This window comes from Kitasatospora sp. NPDC058406, from assembly GCF_042722765.1.
In the GTDB taxonomy this organism is placed as follows: Bacteria; Actinomycetota; Actinomycetes; order Streptomycetales; family Streptomycetaceae; genus Kitasatospora.
Genome location: NZ_JBHXKE010000043.1, coordinates 23,737 through 45,192 on the forward strand (window position 1 = coordinate 23,737; position 21,456 = coordinate 45,192).

The following is a 21,456-nucleotide window of genomic DNA, read 5'->3' on the forward strand; positions in this document are numbered from 1 at the left end:
GTCGGACATGGATGCTGGACCGGACTGTGAGGTGGACCGTGATGGGCACGGGTGGCTCCGGCCGTCGGCGAGACCGCTGGGGCAGGGCCGGTGCGGCGCTGCTGCTGGTGCCTCTGCTCGCGGTGACGACGGCCGCCGGCCCGGGCGGCGCCGGGGACCGGCCCCCCGCGGACGGCACCGGGGCCCGGGCCGCGGCGGCCGATGCCGGGGAGAGCCGGATCGCGTACGCCGGTACCCGCCACCGGAGCCTCGGCCGGGTGGCGACGGACACGACGAGCCCCCCGCTGTTCGGCGAGGGCCCGGCGCACTTCGACGTCCAGCCCGCCGCCCTGGGCGACCGGCTGGTCTTCGCGAGCCGCCGCGACGAGCAGGCCCCGCAGGTCTACCTGCGCTCCGCCGACGGCTCGGTGCACCGCCTGACCAGCGGTCTGGACGCGGCGAACCCGCGGCTGACGCCGGACGGCCGGTCGGTCGTCTTCGACGCGGCCCGGCCCGCCGGGGCCGGTGGCACCCAGCGCGACCTGTGGCTGGTGCGCACCGACGGCACCGGCCTCACCCGGCTGACCGACACCCCCGCGAACGAGGAGCACCCCACGGTCTCGCCCGACGGCGCGCGGCTGGCGTACTCCTCCGACGCCGATCGGGCCGCCGGCCGGCAGGTCTACGTCCGGCCGCTTCGGGGCGGGCCCGCCACCCGGGTCTCCGACCCCGCCGACGGCGCGGGCACCGAGCCGGTGTGGAACCCGGTGGACGGGCCGGCGACCCGGGACCGGATCGCCTACACCGCCACCGGACCGGACGGGCCCCGGCTGCGGTGGACCGACGGGCGCACCGGCGGGCCGCTGCTGGCGGGCCCGCGGGCCCAGTGGCGCACGCACGGGGCAGCCTGGCTGCCCGACGGGAACGACCTGCTCTTCCTCAGCCCGGACCGGACCTGTAGCTGTGAGGGCGACTGGGACCACGTCTTCCGGGTGGGAGCGCTCTCGGAGGACGAACCGAAGGTGGTGCTCAGCGAGGACCGCGAGGTCGGACCGGCCACCTGGCTCGGCCCGCTCCAGGGCGGTGGCGCGGTGGTCGAACGCGTCTCGGCGGACGGCCCGCACGTGGTGACCCTGCAGGACGTCCGGCCGGACGGCTCCGACCCCCGTGACCTCAACCGGACCGTCCTCAAGGAGGACCCGGCGGCCGACACCGAGACGGATCCGGCGAAGGACCCGCTGTTCCGGCCCGCCGCCGGGTACGACCCGTGGACCGAGCGGCAGAACTACACGCCCGACGGCCGCCGGATCGTGGTGACCCGCTTCGAGGACGCGCCGGCCGGACCGAACCTGCCGGCCGGGCGGATCGAACGGATCTGGATCGCGGACGCCGACGGCTCCGGCCCGACGGCGCTCCCGCTGGCGGGCCGCGGCCCCAGGGACTGGGACACCGATCCGACGTTCTCCCCGGACGGCCGGTACCTGGCCTTCACCCGGACCTCCCCCGGCGGGGTCGGCGGCGCCTCCGGCCCTGGACGGATCCTGATCGCGGACGCCGCCACCGGCGCAGTCCGGGGCGTGATCGTCCCGCCCGAGGGGCAGCTCCAGGGCGGCGACGCCCAGCCCACCTGGTCCTCCGACGGCTCGACCCTGGCGTTCACCCGCAACCAGGTGATCAACGGTGGCGGGGGCAACAAGCACGTGTGGACCGTGCCCGTGGACCGTCTGGACCGCCTGGACCGGCAGCGCGACCTGAGCGCCGCCCACTGCCCCGGCGCCTGCGAGGTCATCGACGACAGCCCGGCGTTCTCACCGGACGGCGCCACCATCGCCTTCAACCGCAAGAACGGCGCCGGCCGGGTCGACGAGCGCAACGGGATCCTGCTGGTCGCCGCGGCTGGCGGCGCCTGCCGGGTACTGCTGCCCGACGCGGCCCGCGACCGGCCGGGGGCCTGCGGCCGGGAGCTGCCCGACACCACCTCCACCGGGCCCTTCCAGCCCCGCGACGCCGCCTGGAGCTCCGACGGCAGGACGCTGGTGATCAGCTCCCGGGCCGCCCTCGCCGCCAACAGCCCGGAGAAGCTGTCCCTGGTGGACGCGGTCTCCGGGGCCCGCACCCCGCTCACCGCCGGGCTGCCGGGCCGCCAGAAGGAACCGGGCGTCCAGCAGTCCGTGGACCTCGCGGTCCAGGCACCCGGCACGGCCGCGCCGCTCACCGCGGGCGACTCCGGGACCGTCCGGGTGGACGTCGTCAACCACGGCCCGGCCGCCTCGCCCGGGACGAGGCTGACCGTCGCGCCCCCGGCCGGGGTGATCGTCACGGGCCTCGCCGCGCCCGGCGCCGTCTGCGACGCGGCGGCGCTGGTCTGCGCCTTGGGCGTGGTGCGCCCGGGCGACACCGTACCGGTCACGGTCACCGTCACGGGGGTCGAGCCCGGCGACCAGCCGCTGGACTGGTCGGTCACCGGTGCCGTCCTCGACCCCCGTCCCAGCGACAACACCGGCCGGACCGTGGTGCCGGTACGCCCGGCGCCGGCCCCGCCGACGCCCGGTCCGACCCCGACCCCGACAGCGGCCCCGACGCCGACCCCGGTCCCGACGCCGCCGGCGGATCCGACGCCGAACCCGGTGCCGCCGCCCCCGGTGCTGCCGCCGCCTCCGACACCCGCCCCCGCTCCGCCGGCCCCGCCGCCGATCCGCACGCCCCCGCCACTGCCGCCCGAGCCGCCGGCCGGCCCCGGGCTGAGCCTCACGGCGCAGCCGAACCCCGGCTACGTCGGTGGTCGCGTGGTCCTCACGTACACCGTTCGCAACGGCCGCGAAGGGCTGGCCACCGGTCTGCGGCTCCGCGTGGGCCTGCCCGGGGGCGTGCCCCACGACGGGCCGCCGCCGGGCTGCGACCGGGCCTGGGTGTGCGCGCTGCCCGACCTCGCCCCGGGCGCCCGGACCGTCGTCCAGGTCGTCCTCAGCCCCGATCAGGCCCTCACCGGCCTGGTGACCGGCTCCCTGACCACCACCGGCACGGACGCCGACCCCGGGGACAACGAAGCCCGTCAGCAGCTGCGGATCCTCCAGCCGCGCATCGTCGCGGTCCCGCCGATCGGCAAGCCCGGTTTCGTCACCTCGGTACGCGGTGAGGACTTCCCGCCCGGCGCGCCGGTGCGGTTCACCTGGCAGCCGGGCATCACGGCCGCGGCGGCGCCGACCGTCCCCGGCCCGGACGGCCGGTTCATCGGCCAGTTGCTGATCCTCGCCAAGGATCAGACCGGCCCCCGGGTCATCACCGCGAACGGCCCCGGCTTCTCCCCGGTGCGGACCGGCTTCCTGGTGGTCAGCGGCACCGTCCAGCCGCCCAACGAGATGATCCGCCGATGATCCACGAGGTCGACGAGGCGTTGCGCCGGCTGCTCGCGGAGTCCGGCCTGGACGCGTCGGGCGTCGACGTGGTGTTCGACGCGCCGACCCGCGACTGGGCGGCCCGCCGCAGCGCCCCGACGGTGTGCGTGTTCCTGTACGACGTCCGCGAGGACCACACCCGGCGCGCCAGCGGCGCGGGTGAGGTGTACGACGCGGACGGCTTCCTCGCCGCGCGCCGCGCCCCGGCCCGCTGGTTCGAGCTGACGTACCTCGTCACCGCGTGGGCGAGCCGGCCGCAGGACGAACACCGGCTGCTCTCCCAGGTGCTGACGTGTCTGGTGTCCACCGACGCGCTGCCACCGCGCCTGCTCACCGGCTCGCTCGCCGAACTCGGCCTCATCGTGGGCCTGGACGGCGGCGGCGCCGGGCTCGACGCGCCCGCCGCCTCCGACGTGTGGTCGGCGCTGGGCGGCGAGCTCAAGCCGTCGCTGGGGCTGCGGGTGAGGGCGCCGCTGGCCGGGGCCACCACTGCCGTCGCCCCACCGGTCACCGAGGGGCTCGTGGTCCGCGCCGCGGCCCGGACCGCACCGGAGGAGCCGGGGGCCGCGCGGCGCCTGCGCTACACGGAGGTGGCCGAGCCCGGTCCGGAGGGCTTCGGCGGCTCCCGGGAGCGGGGGCCGGCCCCCGCCCGCCGCCGACGCGGGGAGCGGCAGCCGTGACGCGGACCCTGGAACCCGCGGCCGCGACGCCGACCCCGGTCCCGTACCTGTGGGCGCGGCTGCGGGTCGTCGAGGAGCGGGTGCGCGAGGCCGTCGCGATCCGGCGCGCGCTCGATCCCGATCCGGACGATCCGTACCGCGGCCAGTTCCTCACCCCCGAGGCGGTCGCCCGCGTCCTGGACGAGGGACACCGGCCCGCTCCGCCCGCCCTGCCCGGTCCGGACGCGCCGCCGCCCGGCTCGCCGCTGGCCGTGCTCGCCGCCCGCTTCGCCCTGGCGCCCCTGGACCTGGACCTGCTGCTGGTGGCCCTGGCCCCGGACCTCGACACCCGCTTCGAGCGGCTCTACGGCTACCTCAACGACGACCTGACGCGCCGCCGGCCCACCGTCGGACTCGCCCTCGAACTGTGCGGGCACCGCGGGGTGGCGGCGGCCCGGTTCCGGCTGGCTCCCTCCGCGCCGCTCGTCGCGGGCGGTCTGCTGGAGGTCACCGAACCCGAACGGCCGCCCCTGTCCCGGGTGCTGACCGTCCCGGACCGCGTCACCTCGCACCTGCTGGGCGACACCGCGCCCGACCCGCTGCTGACCGGAGTGCTCGGCCGTCCGGCCGGTGATCCGGCCGTCGACCCGGCCGAGCTGCGCCGGGCCGCCGCCGCGGCCGGGACCGGCAGCGGCCATGTCCACCTGCGCAGCCGGGGCGGCGATGCCGAGGGGCTGGCCGTCGCCGCGCTGCAGGCGGGCGGGCTGCCGCCGCTGGCCCTGGACCCGGCGGCGCTGTCCCATGACCCCCGGGGCGTGCCGGACGTCGCCCGGGCCGTCGCACGCGAGGCCCGGCTGCTGGGCGCGGGCGTCCTGCTGGGGCCGCTGGAGGAGCTCCCCGACCGGCCCGACGAGCGGGCCAGGGTCCTGCGCACGCTGTGCGACGCCCTGCGCGGCCTCCCCTTCCTCACCCACGGGACCGGCGGCTGGGAACCCGCCTGGGCCGCCGACACCCCCGTCACCCTGACGGTGGCGGCCCCCGCCCCCGACCGGCAGGTCGCACGCTGGCGGCACGCACTGGAGCGGGCCGGCGAGCAGCACGGCGCGGGGGGCGACGAGGGCGTCGGCGAGGACGGGGCCGAGGCGCTCGCCCGGTCCGTCGCCGCGCACCGCCTGGACGCCGGGCAGCTGCGGAGGGCCGCCGGCACCGCGGTGCGCACGGCCGCGCTCGACGGCCGCCCGGTCTCCCCCGACGACCTGCGCACGGCCGTCCGGGCCCAGAACGGCGCGGGGCTCGCCCGCCTCGCCCGCCGGGTCGAACCCGCGGTGGGCTGGGACGACCTGGTGCTCCCCGCCCCCACCCACCGCAGCCTGCGGGAGCTCGCGGTGCGCGCCCGCCACCGCGAACAGGTGCTCGGGCAGTGGGGCATGCGGCCCGGCGGCGGGCGGGGGCGCGGGGTGATCGCGCTGTTCGCGGGTTCGTCCGGTACCGGCAAGACGATGTCGGCCGAGGTGGTGGCGGCCGACCTGGGCATGGACCTGTACGTGGTGGACCTCTCCACGGTGGTCGACAAGTACGTCGGTGAGACCGAGAAGAACCTGGAGCGGATCTTCACCGAGGCCTCCGCCGTCAACGCGGTGCTGCTGTTCGACGAGGCGGACGCGATCTTCGGCAAGCGTTCGGAGGTCAAGGACGCCCACGACCGGCACGCCAACATGGAGTCGGCGTACCTGCTCCAGCGGATGGAGTCCTTCGACGGCATCGCCGTCCTGACCACCAACCTGCGCGCCAACCTGGACGAGGCCTTCACCCGCCGCCTGGACGTGGTCGCGGACTTCCCGGTGCCCGACGCCGACCAGCGCCTCGCCCTGTGGGACCGCTGCCTGGGCGACCGGGTGCCCCGGGGCGACGACCTCGACCTCCACTTCTGCGCGGACCGGTTCGACCTGGCCGGAGGCTCCATCCGGGCCTGCGCGGTGAGCGCCGCGTACCTCGCCGCCGAGTCGGGTGGACCGCTGACGATGGCCCAGACGGTGGCGGCGGTCGCGCAGGAGTACCGCAAGCTCGGCCGGCTGGTGCTGGAGGGCGAGTTCGGACCGTACGTGGCCCAGGTCACGCGGGTCTGAACCGGGGCGGCCGGCGGGCCGTCGCGGCGGGCCGGGGAGGGCCGGGGAGGGCCGGGGAGGGCCGGGGAGGGCAGCGCCCTTGCCCCCGGGCAGGTCCCCCGGTCCCTCCCGCCGGCCGCGGCCCGCCGGAAAGGCTGGGGGCGGGGCGCGACGGCGCGCGACCGGGTCCGTCGACGGCGTTCAGCCGTCCGCCGTCCGCCGTCCGTAGAACCTGGCCGGAGATCCACCGAAGACCGTCCACCGAAGCTGTCCACCGAAGACTGTCCACCGAAGACCGGTGACACGAAGGAGCGAGCATGCCGACGTACCTCACCCCGGGGGTCTACGTGGAGGAGGTGCAGTCCGGTGCCCGCCCGATCGAAGGGGTCGGCACCGCCGTCGCCGCGTTCGTCGGGTTCGCCCGGACCGGCCCGTTCCACGAACCGACGCTCGTCACCAGCTGGGACCAGTACTCCCAGCGCTTCGGCGGGTTCACCGAGGGTGCCTACCTGCCCCACGCGGTCTACGGGTACTTCGCCAACGGCGGCGGCGCCGCGTACGTCGTCCGGGTCGGCGGCTCCGACCGGGACAGCTCCGCGCCCGCCGCCGCGGGCCCCGAGCAGCCCGCGGCGGAGCCCGTCGCGCTCGGCGGGTTCCTGGTCGCGGCCCGGCCGGGCGTCACCGGCCTCTCGGTGGAGATCGCCGACGCGGACGGCGAGAACCCGCCCGAGGACCGGTTCAGGCTGCTGGTCCACCGCGACGGGGCGGTGGCCGAGACCTTCGAGGTGTCGGCCCGCCGGAACGTCAAGGGCTACCTCGTCACCCAGGCCCGCGGCTCGGCGCTGATCGAGGTCACCGAGCAGCGCGGCACCGCCCAGGGCCGGCCCGCGAACCAGACCGCGGCCCTGCCCGACGCCCCCACAGCCGTCCCCGCCCCGGCCGCCGGCCAGGGCGCGGCGGCCCGGCTCGACCCGGCCGAGTACGTCGGCGACGCGGCGGCCCGCACCGGGCTCGGCGGCCTGGAGACCATCGACGAGATCACCATGGTCGCGGTGCCCGACCTGATGGGCTCCCACCAGCGCGGTGACATCGATGCCGAGGGCGTGCGCACCGTCCAGCTCGCCGTGATCTCGCACTGCGAGCAGATGGGCGACCGGGTCGCCGTCCTGGACGCCCCGCCCGGTCTCTCCGCACAGCAGGTCCGGACCTGGCGCAACGACGAGGCGGGCTACGACTCCCGCTACGCCACCCTCTACTACCCGTGGATCCGGGTCTTCGACCCGGCCGCCGGGCGCAACGCCACCGTCCCGCCGAGCGGCCACATCGCCGGCGTGTGGGCGCGCAGCGACGCCGAGCGCGGGGTGCACAAGGCCCCCGCCAACGAGGTGATCCGCGGCGCGGTCGACCTGGAACTGCGCCTGAGCAAGGGCGAGCAGGACCTGCTCAACCCGATCGGGGTGAACTGCGTCCGGGCCTTCCCCGGCCGGGGCATCCGGATCTGGGGCGCCCGCACCCTCTCCTCCGATCCGGCCTGGCGCTACCTGAACGTGCGCCGCCTCTTCAACTACCTGGAGGAGTCCATCCTCCTGGGCACCCAGTGGGTGGTCTTCGAGCCGAACGACGACCGGCTCTGGTCGAGCATCCGGCGCAACGCCACCGCGTTCCTCACCGAGGAGTGGCGGCGCGGCGCGCTGTTCGGGCGGACGGCCGCGGAGGCGTTCTACGTCAAGTGCGACCGGGACAACAACCCGCAGGAATCGATCGACCAGGGCCGCGTGATCTGCGAGATCGGCGTGGCACCGGTCAAGCCGGCCGAGTTCGTGGTGTTCCGGCTGGCGCAGTTCTCCGACAGCACCAGCCTCATCGACGAGTGACCCGCAGGTCCGGCGCTCCCGGGACCGCCGGGACGAGCAGCAAGGAAAGGTGACAAACAGTCATGGCAGAGGGCGATGCTCTTTCCACCCATATCTTCGGCGTTCAGCTCGGTGGCTACCTGGTCGAGTCGATCCAGGAGATCAGCGGCCTGACCGTCGAGGAGGAGGTCGTCGAGGTCCGGCAGGTCAGCAAGGACGGCAAGCAGATCATCCGCAAGCAGCCCGGCGCCCGTCAGGCCGGCGAGGTCACGATCACCCGGGGACTCGACAAGAGCAGCGAGTTCACCACGTGGATCAAGGAGACCCTGAACAACGGGGCCGTCGACACCGCTCGGCAGAACCTCACCATCGAGATCAAGGACTCCACGGGCGAGACCGTCCGGCGCATCCAGCTGATGAACGGCTGGGCCTCCAAATGGGAGGGCCCCTCCCTCAAAGCCGGCGAGTCCGCCGCGGCCACCGAGTCCGTGACCATCGTGTTCGAGGAGATCATCGTCGAATGAGGCGACGTACGGTGACGGCGGGCAGCCTGGAGGAGATCCTCCAGGCCACGGCGCCCGCCCCGGCCCCGGCACCGCCGACGGCACCCCCCTCCGGCGCTCCGGCGCGGCGCGAGGAGCACGCGCTGCGCACCGAGTTCGAGTTCGAACTGCCGCGCGGGTACGTGGACGAGGCGGGCACCCTGCACCGCCACGGCTCGATGCGCCTGGCCACCGCCCGCGACGAGCTACGGCCCCAGATCGACCTGCGGGTCAAGGAGAACCCGGCGTACCTGAGCGTGGTACTGCTCAGCCAGGTCATCACCCGGCTCGGCACCGTCACCGACGTGCACGCCGGGGTCGTGGAGCGGATGTACGCGACCGACGTCGCGTTCCTCCAGGACTTCTACCGGCGCGTCAACAGCGAGGGCCACACCCGCGCGGCGGTCACCTGCCCGCACTGCGACGGCGGCTTCGAGGTCGACCTCTCCGGTGGGCGCCTGGGGGAATCGTGACGTACGCGCTCCCCCGGCTCAGGGAGGAGATCGCGTACGTCGCCTACCACTTCCACTGGCAACGCGACGAGATCCTCGACCTGACCCATGCCGAACGCCGGCAGTGGGTCACCGAGATCGCTCAGATCAACTCCCGAATGAACGAAGGAGGTTGAGCAAATGGCGTGGCGGGACAGGGTGCGCCGGCGCGGCGCCGTGCCGGGCGGCGCGCCCTCGGACGGCGTGGGCACGGGCGCGGCGGGCGCGGCGGGCGCGGCGGGTGCGGCGGGCGCGGCGGGTGCGGTCCGGGAGGCTGCCGCCGGCCTGGGCCCAGGCATGCCCGCGGACTGGGACGGCGGCTGGCGCCGCACCGCGCCACCCCTCCTGACCGTGTCCCGGGCGCCGATGAGCGTCAGTGACGGACTCGCCTTCCGGGACGGGCTGGCCGCCTGGCGCGATCCGTCCTTCGACACCGGCCTCGCCCACGCCCTGCTGCCGACCGCCCCGACCGGCCTCGTCCGCGGCATCGCCCGCCCCGCCGTCGCGCACCCCACGCACAGCGGAGGCGGCCCGCTGCTGCTCAGAGCGCTGCGCCCGTCCGACGCGGGCGCCGCGCCGGACGCCGCGCCGGGGACGGGGACGGGGACGGGGACGGGGACGGGGACACCACAGCCGGAGGCACCTCCCGCACCGCGTGCGCAGGCCACCGGGCGGGCGCAGCCAGGTGGGTCGGGTGCGCGCGGGTCGGGTGCGCGCGGGTCGGGTGCGCGCGGGTCGGGTGCGCGTGCTTCGGCGAAGGGCGCTCCGGTGTCCGCACAGGCCGCGCCCGCGGTCAGCGCCGGCACCGGCCGCTCGCGGGCCGACGAGCGCCCGGATCGGTCCGGCGGCGGGCGGGAGGCCCCCTCGGCGGCCGGTGCGGCGGCCGGTGCACCCGGCACCCGTGGCCGCCCGCCCGCGCAGTCCGCGGCGGTGCTCGGTCCGGACGCGCTCGGCGCGGACGCCGCTCCCGTCGTCCAGCGAGCCGAAGCGACCGCCGCAGCCCCGGGGGCCGGCCGTACGCCGGTGCCCGCGCGGCTCCCGCTGGTCCGCCGCATCGCGGTGGTTCGCGGCGTCTCCGGCGAGGGCACCCCGGGGGCCGCCCCCGCCGGCCGGCCCGTGCAACGGACCGCCACCGGAGCCGGGTCCCTCCCCGCCACCGGAGCCGGGTCCCTCCCCGCCGCCGGCGGCACCCGTCCCGGCCCCCCTGGCGGAGAGGCTCCGGCGGACCGCGCCGAAGCGACGCGCGCCGTGGTGCGGACGCGCCCTGTCGGCCGGTCGCTGACCGTCGCCCGGGTGCCCGCCATACCCAGGCGCCGAGTGCCCGCCGTCCCCCCGGCACACACCGGCGGACCTTCCCCCGACGCACCCGTACAGCGGGCGGCCGACCACGCGCCCCCTCTCGGCACCCCGCCGACCGAAGTCCCGGCGCCCGGCGCGCCCTCGGACGTGGCCGGTCCCACCCCCGCCCCCGCCCCCACTCCGGCACCGGCACCGGCACCGGCCATGCCTGTCGTCCAGCGGCAGGCGGAGACCGTCCCCGACCGGCCCGGCGCACCCGCGCGGGGCGCGGACGCGGCTCCCGTGCAACGCGCCGCCGACCGTCCTGCCCCGGGCGCTTCGGCGTCCGAACTCCCACCTCCCAGCCGACCCTTGGCGACGGAAGCCGCCATCACCGCACCAGCCGCGCCCATGCTCCAGCACCGGGCGGAGACCGGCTCCGACGCACCCGTGCAACGCGCGACCGACCACCCCACCCTCGGCACACCGACACCCGAACTCCCCGCCACCGCAACACCCTTGGGAGCAGATCCCGCCACCCCCACACCAACCATGCCGATCGTCCAGCACCAGGCGGAAACCGGCTCCGACACACCCGTGCAACGCGCGACCGACCACCCCACCCTCGGCACACCGACACCCGAACCCTCCACTCCCGCAACACCCTTGGCACCAGATCCCGCCACCCCCACACCAACCATGCCGATCGTCCAGCACCAGGCGGAAACCGGCTCCGACACACCCGTGCAACGCGCGACCGGCCGGCCGACCCTCGGTCCGCCGCTGGCCGAACTCCCCGCCACCGCAGCACCCTTGGGTGCCGGCGCGACCTTCCGGGCGCAGGCCGGTGAAGCCCCCTCCGCGGGCGCGCCCCCGGGGCCGGCCCTGCCGGTCGTGCAGCGGCAGCCGGAGGCTCCGGCTGCCGAGGGCGGCCCTGGGCGGACCGCGCGGCGTCCGCGCGCCGGGTTGGGGGCCCCGCTGCCCGTGATGCCACCGACCGCCAACCACCCCGCGGCCCCGTCCACCGTCCAGCGCGCGGCCGTGCCCGTGCCGGGAGCGGGACAGCACCCCGCGGCCACGGCCACGTCACCGGCTCCCCCGTCCCCGACCACCGCGTCCCGGCACGGCGGTCGCGCCGGAGTTCCCGCGCCACCCGCAGGGGCCCGGACGAGTGGGTCCGTCCCGCTCGTCCTCACCGGTCGGCCCGGGGCCCCGGGCCGGGCACCGGCCGCTCCGCACCGCAGCGTCCAGCTGCTCGCGGCGCGGCCCCTGGCCCTCGGCAGCGGCCGGGACATGGGGAGCGCGACCGTCGCTACCGCCCGCGCGGTGAGCCGCCCCGTGGTCGCGGCACGCTGGGCCGCCCCGCCCTCCGCCGCCGCGCCGCAGCACGTCCAGCGAGCGCCCGGCTCCCCCGGCCCGCACCCGGCGTCCGCGTCCGGCCCCCTTCGCCCGTCCGAACCCCTTCGTGGACCCGAAGCCCTCTACACCTCCGGTTCCGGGCACCCGTCCGGCCCGCTGCCCGTGACCGCCCCGCACGCGCCACCGCTGGTGGTCCAGCCTTCCCGGGCCACGTCCTCGGCGCGGCCCGTACCCGTGGTGCCGCTGGTGCGGTCCAGGACGCCGGACCCCGGCGGCACGCCGGGAGTCCCCCCTGCGGCGCCCCCGCCCCCGCTCCCCGTGCAACGCGACACCGGCAGCATCCGGGGAACCGTCCCGGCCACCACCGCCCCCGCCCCGCGCGCCACCGCCCCCGGCACCACCGCCCCGGCCACCACCACGGCCGCGGACCAGCGGGTCACCCCCTCCGACCGAACCGGCGGAAGTCCGCGTGACGCCGGACCACCGGGCGGCGATCTCGACCTGGACGACCTGGCGCGCCGCCTGCTCGACCCGGTCGCCCGCCTGCTGCGCGCCGAGCTGCGGCGCGGCCGGGACCGCGCGGGCAGGACCTTCGACGGCCGCCGCTGAGCACCCGCACGAACGAGAAACGGACGACGGACCGATGACGGACAACATCTTCGCGACCAGTGTGTTCTTCCGGCTGGCGATCGGCGGCAACGACCTGGGCGCCTTCCACACCTGCTCCGGCATGGGCGCCGAGGTCGAGATGGAGAGCTACGCCGAGGGCGGCAACAACGGCTTCACCTGGCAGCTCCCGGGTCGCGTGACCTGGTCGAACATCACCCTCACCCGGCCGGTCACCGCCGACACGGCGAAGATCGGCCGCTGGCTGGACGAGACGCTGCGGCGGGTCGAACCGAAGGACGGCGAGATCGTGGCCCTGCGGCCCGATCTGAGCCGGATCATCAGCTGGCAGGTCTTCGGGATCGTCCCGGTCCGCTGGCAGGGTCCGTCCTTCGACCCCGCCAACTCCGCGGCCGCGGTGGAGACCCTGGAGATCGCCCACGCGGGACTCCTCCCCGTCTGACCGTCCCACCACCGCCCCGTCCCACGACCGCCGCACTCCCGCTCCGGAAGGAAGCCACACCATGGCCTTCTCGGCACGCGCCAGCCGCGCCAGGGCCCAGCTCACCCTGAAAGAGCCCCCGGCCTCGGTCGGGGCCAAGCCCGGCGGGACGATCGCCCGGCTCGACCTCCAGTTCAACCCCTCGACCCTGCAACTGGGCAAGACCACCGAGTGGCGACGGTCCCCGTCCCGGATGGCGGGGCAGTCGGCGCTGCCCGAGTTCGTGGGCAGCGGCCCGCGCACCCTGAGCCTGGAGGTCTTCCTGGACGCCACCGCCACCCACGACGACTCGGTGGAGCGGGCCGTCGAGAAGCTGATGAAGGCGTGCGTGCCGACCCCGGCCAGTCTCGGCCGCAAGAAGCCGGCGAGCCCCTGGGTGCGCTTCGAGTGGGGCAGCGCGCGAACCACCTCGTTCGACGGGGTGCTGTCGAACCTGTCGGTCTCGTACACGCTCTTCGACGTGGACGGCACGCCGTTGCGGGCGACCTGCTCGCTGTCCATCGAGGAGGCGAGCGTCGAACCGCCCGGCCAGAACCCGACGTCGGGCGCGCGCACCGCGCGCAGCACGCACACCCTGGTGGCGGGCGACAGCCTGGCGATGCTGGCCTGGCGCGAGTACGGCGACGCGACGGCCTGGCGGGTCATCGCGGAGGCGAACGGCATCGACGACCCGATGGTGCTCGCCCCGGGCGCCGAGTTGGTGGTGCCGGCCCTGCGGGACGACGACCACGCCCTTGCGACCGGCGGCAGGCACGCCTTCGACAACGGACTCCACAACGGACTCGACAACGGACGAAGCAGCGGCAACGGGTTGGGCGACGGCAGCGGCGAGGGGGAACGGTGAGCGGGTTCGATTCCGGGGGCAGGTCCTTCGCGGCCGACCCGATCGTGGAGGCCCCCGGCGAGCTGCCGCAGATCTGGGCGGCGCAGCTGGTCAGCTGCGTGGTCGACGAGAACGTGGGCCTGCCGGACGCCGCCGTGCTCACCTACCGCGACCCCGACCACGAGTTCCTGCGCTCCACCGGCGTCACCGTCGGTTCCCCGCTGCGCGTGTCGGTGACGACGGCGAAGGGGCAGGCGCGGGAGCGGCTGTTCAACGGGGAGGTCACGGCCCTGGAGATCGACCGGGACGGCACCGGGTCGTTCACCGTCCTCCGCGCCTACTCCAGGGCCCACCGGCTCCAGCGCGGCCGCAAGGTCGTCGCGTACCGGAACATGACGGCCGCGGACACCGTCCGCAAGGTGGCTGCGGGCGCCGGCCTGGCCGTCGGGACGGTGGAGGCCGCGCCGGTGATGTACCGGCAGCTGTCCCAGGCGAACGTCTCCGACTGGGAGTTCCTGCAGTTCCTCGCGGGCGAGAGCGGTGCGCGGGTGCGCGTCGACGACAAGGGGCTGCTCCAGTTCACCAGGCCCGCGAAGGCGTCCGGGGCGCCCTCCCCCTCGACGTCGGCCGCGCTCGACCCGATGGTCCTGGAGTACGGGCGCAACCTGCTGGCGCTGCGGGCCGCGCTGTCGGCCGCCGACGGCGCCTCGAAGGTGCAGGTGCGCGGCTGGGACGTCGCCACGAAGCGGCCGTTGGTCGCCGAGCAGCCGTCCGTGGTCAGCGACACCGTGGTGCCGGGGCTCGCTCCCGGGACGGCCGCCCGGTTCGGGAAGTCTGCCGTGGCCGTCACCGACACCCCCTACCGGACGCAGGCGGAGACGGCGGCGGTCGCCCGCGCGGCGGCGGCCCGGGTGAGCGCCGGCTTCGGCGACCTGGAGGCGGTGGCCGAGGGCAATCCGCTGCTGCGGGCGGGCAAACCGGTGGCGCTGGGCAACGTGGGGCCGGCGTTCTCCGGCCGGTACACGGCCACGGCCGTGCAGCACGTGCTGGAGCCGCACGGCGGCTACCGCACCACCGTGTGGGTCGGCGCCGGCCCGGACCGCTCCCTGCCCGGTCTGATGACCGGCGCCGACGCTCCGGGGCGCGGCCCGCGCATCCCCGGTGTGGCGATCGGCGTGGTGACGGACGTGCGCGAGCCGAACGGCTCCGAACGCGGCGCGGTGCGTCTGACGTTCCCCTGGCTGGACGACACGTACGTCACCGACTGGGTGCGCACCGTCCAGTGGGGCGGCAAGGGCGGTGGCGGGGTGGTGAGTCCCGAGGTCAACGACGAGGTGCTGGTCGGGTTCGAGCAGGGCCTGCTGGACAGCCCGTACGTGATCGGCGGACTCTACAACGGGGTGGACCAGCCCTCGCCGCACGAGGTGCCGCTGGTCGACGCGACCAGCGGAAAGGTCAACCGCCGTTCGGTGGCCTCGCGTTCGGGTCACCGCGTGGAGCTGCTGGACGCGCCGGCGCCGGGCCCCTCCGGGCTGCGGCTGGTGACCGGGGACGAACGGCTGGAGGTCCGCCTGGACGACCGCCGGGGCCGGATCGAACTCACCGTGTACGCGGGACGGAACCGTCCGCTGACCTCCGTCCTGCTGGACCGGAACGGCATCACGCTCGACGCCCGGCAGGGCACCGTGAAGGTGACCGGCCGGCAGGTGGACATCGACGGCACGGCCGGGGTCCGCATCGGCGGCCGGTCGGTCCAGGTGTCCGGGACGGCGGACGTCTCCGTCGACGGCGGCCTGCTCGCCGTCCTCAAGGCCCGCCTCATCCGGATCAACTGACCCCACGTGAGCACCCCCCTCGCCCTCGACCGTTCTCCCCTCTCCCCCTTCTACCCGAGGAGCCCCCGATGCCGGCCGCAGCCCGTACCGGTGACCCCACCAACCACGGTGGCCGGATCGCGACCCCGCCGCCCGGCACCGCCGCGCGGGTGGCAACGGTGCTGATCGGCGGGCGGCCCGCCGCCGTGGTGGGCAGCCTGCACGTCTGCCCGGTACCGCCGCACGCGGCCCTGGGGCCGGGGAACGTGCTGGTACCCAACCCGGCCGCGGTCACCGGGGGTGTGGTGCTGATCGGCGGACTGCCCGCCGCGCGGGCCCGCGACCAGACGGCGTGCGGCGCGGCGGTCCTGACCGGTGCGCCCGACGTGCTGATCGGAGGTCCGTGATGGGCGATCAGTTCATCGGGCGCGGCTGGGCGTTCCCGCTGCGGGTCGGGCCGACCGGCGGGATCGCCATGGTCGAGCGGGAGCGGGAACTGGAGGAGGCCATCCGCCTCGTGCTGGGCACCGCGCCCGGCGAGCGACCGATGCGGCCCGACTTCGGCTGCGGCATCCACGAGTACGTCTTCGCCCCCGGCGACGGCGTCACCGCCGGGCGGATCGCCCAGCAGGTGCGCGAGGCGCTGGAGCGCTGGGAGCCGCGGATCGCGGTGGACGAGGTCGTCGTGGCCTTCGACGCGGTGGAGACGGCCACCCTCTACATCGACGTGCGCTACACGGTGCGCACCACCAACGACCGGCGCAACCTGGTCTTCCCCTTCTACACGATCCCCTCCGAGGAGGGGACCGAGGAAACGGTCGCGGACTGATGGCCCTGCCCTCCCCCAACCTGGACGACCGACGGTTCCAGCAGCTCGTCGACGAGGCGAAGCGGTACGTGCAGCAGCGCGCCCCGGAGTGGACCGACCACAACGTCTCCGATCCGGGCGTCACCCTGATCGAGACGTTCGCCTACCTCGTGGACCAGCTGCTGTACCGGCTGAACCGGGTCCCGGACAAGAACTACCTGGCCTTCCTGGACCTGTTGGGCATCCGGTTGTACCCGCCGTCGGCGGCCGTCGCCGAGGTCGACTTCTGGCTGTCGGCCCCCCAACCGGACACGGTGACGCTGCCCGCGGGCACCGAGGTGACGACCGCGGCCGGCGAGACCGAGGCGGCCGTGGTCTTCGCCACCACCGACGACCTGCGCATCGTGCCGAGCGAGCTGACCCGGCTGGTCACCGCGCCCCGCGCCGGCGAGCAGACCGACCGGACGGGTGCCCTGGCCGAGGGCCGGGACATCCCGTGCTTCCAGGCCGCGCCCGAGCCCGGCGACGCGCTGCTGTTCGGCCTGCCGACGGCGGTGCCGCGCTGCGTGGTCGCGGTCCGCCTCGACAGCCGCGTCGAGGGCGTCGGCGTCGACCCGCGCCAGCCCCCGCTGGTGTGGGAGGCGTGGGACGGCAGCCGGTGGCAGCGCTGCGAGACCGGCTCCGACAGCACCGGCGGGTTGAACCGGCCCGGTGAGGTCATCGTGTACGTTCCGGCCGGACACACGGCGTCGCTGGTCAGCGGGACCCGGGCGGGCTGGCTGCGCTGCCGGGTCACCGAGGCGGAGCCGGGGCAGCCGTTCTACTCCGAGTCGCCGACGGTGCGCGAGGCCGCCGTCTTCACCGTCGGCGGCACGACGGCCGTGGAGCACGCCGAGCGGGTGACCGACGTACCGCTCGGCGTGTCGGAGGGGGTGGCGGGGCAGTCCTTCCGGCTCGGCCGACCGCCCGTGCTGCTCGACGGGGAACCCCCCGTGGTGGAGGTGTCCTCGCCGGACGGGTGGCAGCGCTGGGAGGTGGTGGAGCACTTCGGGCGCTCGGGGCCGGCCGACCGGCACGTCCGGGTGGACGCCACCACCGGCGAGTTCGCGTTCCCGCCGGTGCTGCGCGAGGCCGACGGCACCCTGCGGCCGTGCGGGGCCGTACCGGCCAAGGGCGCCCGGATCCGCGTGGCCCGCTACCGCACCGGCGGCGGCCCGGCGGGCAACGTCTCCCGCGGCGCGGTCTCCGTCCTGCGCAGCTCCGTCCCCTACGTCGCCCGGGTCGTCAACCGGGAGGCGGCGCGCGGCGGTGTCGCCGGGGAGACCATCGACAACGCCAAGCTGCGGGCACCGGAGACGCTGCGCATGCAGGAGCGTGCGGTGACCGCCGAAGACCACGAGATCATCGCCCGGCAGGCGGCACCCTCCGTACGCCGGGTCCGCTGCCTGCCCGACCGGGACGCGGGCGCGGGCGCGGTCCGGGTCCTGGTGGTGCCGGACGCGGTGGCCGACGAGGGCGGCCGGCTGCGCTTCGAGCAGCTGATCCCGTCCGACCAGGTCCTCGCCAGGATCACCACGGCCCTCGACGAGCGGCGCCTGATCGGCACCCGGCTCCTCGTCGAGCCGCCGTTCTACCAGGGCGTCACCGTCGTCGCCCGGCTCTCGGTACCGGCCGCGGACGCCGACCGGGTGCGCGACGCGGCGCTCGACGCGCTCTACCGGCACCTCGACCCCTTGCGCGGCGGACCCGACGGAACGGGCCGGCCGTTCGGGCGGCCCGTGCAGTACGGGGAGGTGTTCGGCGTGCTGCAACGCGCCGTCGGGGAGGCGGTGGTGGAGGAGATCCGGCTGTTCGCCGCCGACCCGGTCACGGGCCGGCGCGGCGCCCCGGTCGACCGGATCGACGTCGGCGCGGGCGCGCTGGTCTTCTCCTACCAGCACCAGGTGGTCGTGACCGCGTCGGAGCCGGAGGTGCGCGGATGAGCCGGGCCGCCGTCCCGGGCCTGCCCAGCCGGCACCCGATCGGCGAGCAGCTGCCCGCGCTGTACGCCGACGACGACTTCGCGCAACGGTTCACAGCGGGGCTGGACACGGTACTGGCCCCGGTGTTCACCACCCTCGACAACCTGCCCTCGTACTTCGATCCGCGACTGGCCCCGGCCGACTTCCTGGCCTGGCTGGCCACCTGGGTGGGCGGCACCGACGACCCGCGCTGGCCGCTGGCGCTGCGCCGCGAGGCGGTGGCCCGCGCGGCGGAACTGCACCGCTGGAGCGGCACCCGGCGCGGCCTGGTCGAGGCCCTGCGCCTGGTGCTGGGCGTGTCCGCCGAAATCACCGGGGACGGCGGGGCCGCCTGGTCGAGCACGGCCGGTGGCGCGCTGCCGCCCGCCCCGGCCGACGAGGTGGTCGTCCGGGTGTGGCCGCGGCACGGCGGAGCGGTGGACGCGGCGCACGAGGTGGACGCGGACCGGGTCCGGGCGCTGGTCCGGAGCCTGTGCCCGGTCCACACGGTCTGCCGGGTGGAGGTCCTCCCGGGACCGCCCACGAGCGAGGAGGAGCGACAGTGATGCGCGAGTGTCCCGCGTGCGGGGCGTCCAACGGCCCGACGGACGGCTTCTGCGGCAACTGCGGCTCGTACCTGGGCTGGTCGGACGCCCCGGCCACCCCGGTTGCCCCGGTTGCCGACCCCCCGGCTGCCCCGGTTGCCGATCCCCCGGCGGAAGCCGCCGCACCCCGGCGCGCCGACCCCTCACCTCCCGCCGTCCCCCGTCCTCCCGCCGCCGCCCGTCCCCCCGAGCCCTCGCCACCCGCCGAACCCCCTCGCCCCTCCGACCCTCCTCCCCCCGGCTCACCGCAGCCCGTGCGGCCGGCGAAGGCCGTCGCACCACGTCCGGTCGTCCGCCCGGTCCCGGTGGACGACGGCGCCGCCGGGACGCCCTGCCCCTCCTGCGGCACGCCCAACCCGCCCGAGCGCCGCTTCTGCCGCCGCTGCGCGACCCCGCTCACGCCCGGTACGGCCCCACCGCCGCTCCCCTGGTGGCGGAGAATCTGGCGGTTGCGCCGCCGCACCCGGGCCGGCTCGGGCCGGACAACGCGCTTCCTGGTCATCCTGGCCGTGGTACTGGCCCTGTGCGCGGGCGGCTTCCTGCTGCTGCCGGCCGGCCGGAACCTGATCGAGGACACCCGGGACAAGCTGGGCAAGAGCAAGCCGGTGACCCCGGTCCGCGTGGAGGCGAGTGCCGAGGTGCCCGGCCGGCCGGCCGGCAACGCCACGGACGGTCTCAGCAACCGCTACTGGGGCGCACCGGGCCCTGGCGCCTCGGTCACCTGCACCTTCGCCAAACCCTTCCGCCTGGTGGCCGTGATCGTCACCAACGGCGCCTCGACCTCACCCGAGGACTACGCCCGCGAGGGTCGGGCACTGCGGATCGACATGGAGGTGACGGCCTCGGACGGCCGGAAGTCGGTCAGGAAGCTGACCCTGATCGACAAGCCCGGCCCGCAGACCTTCCCCACCGGCATCAGCGACGCCATCACCGTCCGCCTGACCCTCGACGCCCCCGCAGGCCTGGACGGCGACCGCCATCTCGCCCTGGCCGAGCTGGAGTTCTTCCAGCGGAGCTGAGTCCCCGTGAGCGCCGCGCTCACGGGGACCCACCGGGATGTTCACGTGGAGGTGCTCGGTGTGATGCTCACCGGGGATGAACGTGCGAGCCGTCATCGCCGTGCCGGCCGGGCGGTCGACCGGTCCGGAAGGAGCTCGACGGAGTGGTCGGCTCAGTGGCGGGTGATCGCTGCCACTGCGCGGACGGCCCTGTCCACCTCCTGCGGGTCGGTCACCAGGCTGGGGCCGAGGCGGACCAGGGTGCCGCCGTACGGGGTGACGTCGGCGAGTACGCGGTGGTCGGACTCCAGGCGGGTGACCACCTGCCGGGGTGTCCGGTCGGCGACGGAGAAGCAGACGATGCCGCAGGAGAGTGCGTCGTCGTGGGGCGTGGCGACGCGGACGCCGGGGATCGCGGCCAGTCCTTCCTTGAGCTGCCGGGCCTGGGTGCGGATGCGGTTCGCGATCCGGTCCCGGCCGACGGAGGCGTGGAAGGCGAACGCCTCCGGGAGGGCCCAGCGGTGCTCGAAGGTGTGGAAGCCGCCCGGGGTGGCCATCAGGCCGGGGTCGACGACCGGCGGCGGGTCCTCGCGTATCCAGCCGAAGCTCGGGATGATCGGCTGGACGAGGGGCCAGGCGTCCTCTCGCCCCCAGAGGATGCCCGTGCCGCGCGGCCCGTACAGCCACTTGTGGGTGCCGGTGGCGAAGAAGTCGCAGCCGAGGTCCGCCACGACGGTGTCGTCCGCGCCGAAACCGTGGACGCCGTCGACGCAGACGACGATGCGGTCGGCCGCGTCCCGGCGCGCGTTGATCCCCGCCACCGCGTCGGTGATCATCCGGATCGGGAGCATGACGCCCGTGCCGGAGTGGACCCAGGTCAGCGCGAGGACCCTGGTGCGCGGGGTCACGGCCGCCAGCAGGCGTCCCGTCAACTGGTCGGACGAGACACCGGCCGGGTCGTCGTAGAGGCTCACCCGGCGCACTGCGGCGCCGGTCAGCAGGGCGCGCTGGCGCAGGGCCTCATAGGTGGAGTGGAAGTCGTGCCGGGTGGTGAGGATCTCGTCCCCGGGCCGGAGCCGCAGCCCCTGGTAGAGGATCGCCAGCCCCATGGTGGTGCTGTCGGTCAGCGCCACCTCCAGGGGGCGGACACCCAGGTAGTCGGCGGCGGCCACACGCGCGGCCAGTTCGCGGTCCGCGTTCTCCCGGTGGTAGCGGCTCGGGTCCTCGTCCAGCTTGGTCCGGTGCGTCGCGATGGCGGCGCGCACACCGGCCGGATGGGCGGCGAACGTGAAGGCCGCGAACTGCGCGTAGGCGCGGGAGAGCCGGAACTGGTCACGAACGGAGTTCCAGTCGCCCGGCGCGAAGCTGCGGGGCGGGGTCGAGACCTCGGGCGGTGCCGGGCTCGCGGCGGACGCCCGGACTCCGGCGAGCGGGGCCAGGGCCCCGCCCGCGAGCCCGGAGAGGACGAGCCGTCGGCGGTCGATGAGCGGTTTCATGTCTCCTGCGCCTGATCGCGTGGCCGGGGTGTGGGTGGTCGGGGCGTGTGGTCGGGATGCGTCCGGGGCAGGGGGGGCAGGGGTGGCGGCGGCCCCCCCTCCGCGTAGTTTTGGGGGGAACCGCGCGGGGCCCCCCGCCCCCC

17 protein-coding genes and 1 pseudogene are annotated in these 21,456 nt (G+C 75.9%); 17 read left to right on the plus strand and 1 reads right to left on the minus strand.

The annotated features are described in order from the left end of the window. The first annotated feature begins 41 nt into the window (after positions 1 to 41). From ACFWOG_RS11560 to ACFWOG_RS11640, 17 genes and pseudogenes are all read left to right on the plus strand, one after another. Positions 42 to 3,353: a hypothetical protein gene (locus tag ACFWOG_RS11560; RefSeq protein ID WP_380357110.1), complete on the plus strand. Its 3,312-nt coding sequence runs from the start codon at positions 42 to 44 to the stop codon at positions 3,351 to 3,353. Then, a complete protein-coding gene (locus ACFWOG_RS11565; protein ID WP_380357112.1) occupies positions 3,350 to 4,054 on the plus strand; it encodes a DUF4255 domain-containing protein in 705 nt (234 codons plus the stop codon). Before ACFWOG_RS11560 ends, ACFWOG_RS11565 begins: the two co-directional genes overlap by 4 nt. Continuing rightward, positions 4,051 to 6,159, plus strand: coding sequence for an AAA family ATPase (locus ACFWOG_RS11570; protein WP_380357115.1), 2,109 nt, complete (start codon positions 4,051 to 4,053; stop codon positions 6,157 to 6,159). Before ACFWOG_RS11565 ends, ACFWOG_RS11570 begins: the two co-directional genes overlap by 4 nt. Positions 6,160 to 6,455: 296 nt before the next feature. After that, entirely contained in the window at positions 6,456 to 8,012 is a 1,557-nt protein-coding gene (locus ACFWOG_RS11575; RefSeq protein WP_380357117.1) for a phage tail sheath family protein, read from the plus strand. Positions 8,013 to 8,074: 62 nt separating this feature from the next. Continuing rightward, positions 8,075 to 8,515 carry a phage tail protein gene (locus tag ACFWOG_RS11580; protein WP_329884140.1) on the plus strand — a complete coding sequence of 147 codons (441 nt, stop codon included), beginning with the start codon at positions 8,075 to 8,077 and terminating at the stop codon, positions 8,513 to 8,515. Further along, entirely contained in the window at positions 8,512 to 9,006 is a 495-nt protein-coding gene (locus ACFWOG_RS11585; protein WP_380357121.1) for a hypothetical protein, read from the plus strand. Before ACFWOG_RS11580 ends, ACFWOG_RS11585 begins: the two co-directional genes overlap by 4 nt. Further along, entirely contained in the window at positions 9,003 to 9,161 is a 159-nt protein-coding gene (locus ACFWOG_RS11590) for a DUF6760 family protein (protein WP_355401189.1), read from the plus strand. The genes ACFWOG_RS11585 and ACFWOG_RS11590 overlap by 4 nt, the downstream gene beginning before the upstream one ends. A gap of 2,818 nt (positions 9,162 to 11,979) precedes the next feature. Beyond that, a complete protein-coding gene (locus ACFWOG_RS11595; protein ID WP_380357124.1) occupies positions 11,980 to 12,270 on the plus strand; it encodes a hypothetical protein in 291 nt (96 codons plus the stop codon). A gap of 34 nt (positions 12,271 to 12,304) precedes the next feature. Continuing rightward, positions 12,305 to 12,730, plus strand: coding sequence for a phage tail protein (locus ACFWOG_RS11600; RefSeq protein ID WP_380357127.1), 426 nt, complete (start codon positions 12,305 to 12,307; stop codon positions 12,728 to 12,730). A 61-nt stretch (positions 12,731 to 12,791) separates the two neighbouring features. After that, a complete protein-coding gene (locus ACFWOG_RS11605) occupies positions 12,792 to 13,613 on the plus strand; it encodes a peptidase M23 (RefSeq protein WP_380357130.1) in 822 nt (273 codons plus the stop codon). Then, the gene (locus tag ACFWOG_RS11610) at positions 13,610 to 15,427 is read left to right on the plus strand and encodes a VgrG-related protein (RefSeq protein WP_380357133.1); all 1,818 of its coding nucleotides are present in this window, start codon (positions 13,610 to 13,612) and stop codon (positions 15,425 to 15,427) included. The genes ACFWOG_RS11605 and ACFWOG_RS11610 overlap by 4 nt, the downstream gene beginning before the upstream one ends. 68 nt (positions 15,428 to 15,495) lie before the next feature. Continuing rightward, positions 15,496 to 15,813, plus strand: a complete 318-nt coding sequence (locus tag ACFWOG_RS11615; protein ID WP_329881658.1) for a PAAR domain-containing protein — start codon at positions 15,496 to 15,498, stop codon at positions 15,811 to 15,813. After that, positions 15,813 to 16,235: a GPW/gp25 family protein gene (locus ACFWOG_RS11620; RefSeq protein WP_329881657.1), complete on the plus strand. Its 423-nt coding sequence runs from the start codon at positions 15,813 to 15,815 to the stop codon at positions 16,233 to 16,235. Before ACFWOG_RS11615 ends, ACFWOG_RS11620 begins: the two co-directional genes overlap by 1 nt. Next, entirely contained in the window at positions 16,235 to 18,196 is a 1,962-nt protein-coding gene (locus ACFWOG_RS11625; RefSeq protein WP_380357137.1) for a putative baseplate assembly protein, read from the plus strand. The genes ACFWOG_RS11620 and ACFWOG_RS11625 overlap by 1 nt, the downstream gene beginning before the upstream one ends. Next, a complete protein-coding gene (locus tag ACFWOG_RS11630) occupies positions 18,193 to 18,780 on the plus strand; it encodes a phage tail protein (RefSeq protein ID WP_329881655.1) in 588 nt (195 codons plus the stop codon). Before ACFWOG_RS11625 ends, ACFWOG_RS11630 begins: the two co-directional genes overlap by 4 nt. Continuing rightward, positions 18,780 to 19,211, plus strand: a pseudogene (locus ACFWOG_RS11635) (zinc ribbon domain-containing protein); the annotation flags it as partial. The gene ACFWOG_RS11630 and the pseudogene ACFWOG_RS11635, both read left to right, overlap by 1 nt. 57 nt (positions 19,212 to 19,268) lie before the next feature. Beyond that, positions 19,269 to 19,838, plus strand: coding sequence for an NADase-type glycan-binding domain-containing protein (locus tag ACFWOG_RS11640; protein WP_380357149.1), 570 nt, complete (start codon positions 19,269 to 19,271; stop codon positions 19,836 to 19,838). Positions 19,839 to 19,990: 152 nt separating this feature from the next. Here the strand turns inward: ACFWOG_RS11640 and ACFWOG_RS11645 are convergent, their stop codons facing one another. Further along, the gene (locus ACFWOG_RS11645; RefSeq protein ID WP_380357140.1) at positions 19,991 to 21,313 is read right to left on the minus strand and encodes an aminotransferase class V-fold PLP-dependent enzyme; all 1,323 of its coding nucleotides are present in this window, start codon (positions 21,311 to 21,313) and stop codon (positions 19,991 to 19,993) included. Positions 21,314 to 21,456 lie beyond the last annotated feature (143 nt).

Bases quoted from the DNA above. Each gene is read 5' to 3' on its own strand.
- ACFWOG_RS11560 (WP_380357110.1), top strand. From the start codon at position 42: ATGGGCACGGGTGGCTCCGGCCGTCGGCGAGACCGCTGGGGCAGGGCC.
- ACFWOG_RS11565 (WP_380357112.1), top strand. From the start codon at position 3,350: ATGATCCACGAGGTCGACGAGGCGTTGCGCCGGCTGCTCGCGGAGTCC.
- ACFWOG_RS11575 (WP_380357117.1), top strand. From the start codon at position 6,456: ATGCCGACGTACCTCACCCCGGGGGTCTACGTGGAGGAGGTGCAGTCC.
- ACFWOG_RS11580 (WP_329884140.1), top strand. From the start codon at position 8,075: ATGGCAGAGGGCGATGCTCTTTCCACCCATATCTTCGGCGTTCAGCTC.
- ACFWOG_RS11585 (WP_380357121.1), top strand. From the start codon at position 8,512: ATGAGGCGACGTACGGTGACGGCGGGCAGCCTGGAGGAGATCCTCCAG.
- ACFWOG_RS11600 (WP_380357127.1), top strand. From the start codon at position 12,305: ATGACGGACAACATCTTCGCGACCAGTGTGTTCTTCCGGCTGGCGATC.
- ACFWOG_RS11605 (WP_380357130.1), top strand. From the start codon at position 12,792: ATGGCCTTCTCGGCACGCGCCAGCCGCGCCAGGGCCCAGCTCACCCTG.
- ACFWOG_RS11615 (WP_329881658.1), top strand. From the start codon at position 15,496: ATGCCGGCCGCAGCCCGTACCGGTGACCCCACCAACCACGGTGGCCGG.
- ACFWOG_RS11620 (WP_329881657.1), top strand. From the start codon at position 15,813: ATGGGCGATCAGTTCATCGGGCGCGGCTGGGCGTTCCCGCTGCGGGTC.
- ACFWOG_RS11625 (WP_380357137.1), top strand. From the start codon at position 16,235: ATGGCCCTGCCCTCCCCCAACCTGGACGACCGACGGTTCCAGCAGCTC.
- ACFWOG_RS11630 (WP_329881655.1), top strand. From the start codon at position 18,193: ATGAGCCGGGCCGCCGTCCCGGGCCTGCCCAGCCGGCACCCGATCGGC.
- ACFWOG_RS11645 (WP_380357140.1), bottom strand. From the start codon at position 21,313: ATGAAACCGCTCATCGACCGCCGACGGCTCGTCCTCTCCGGGCTCGCG.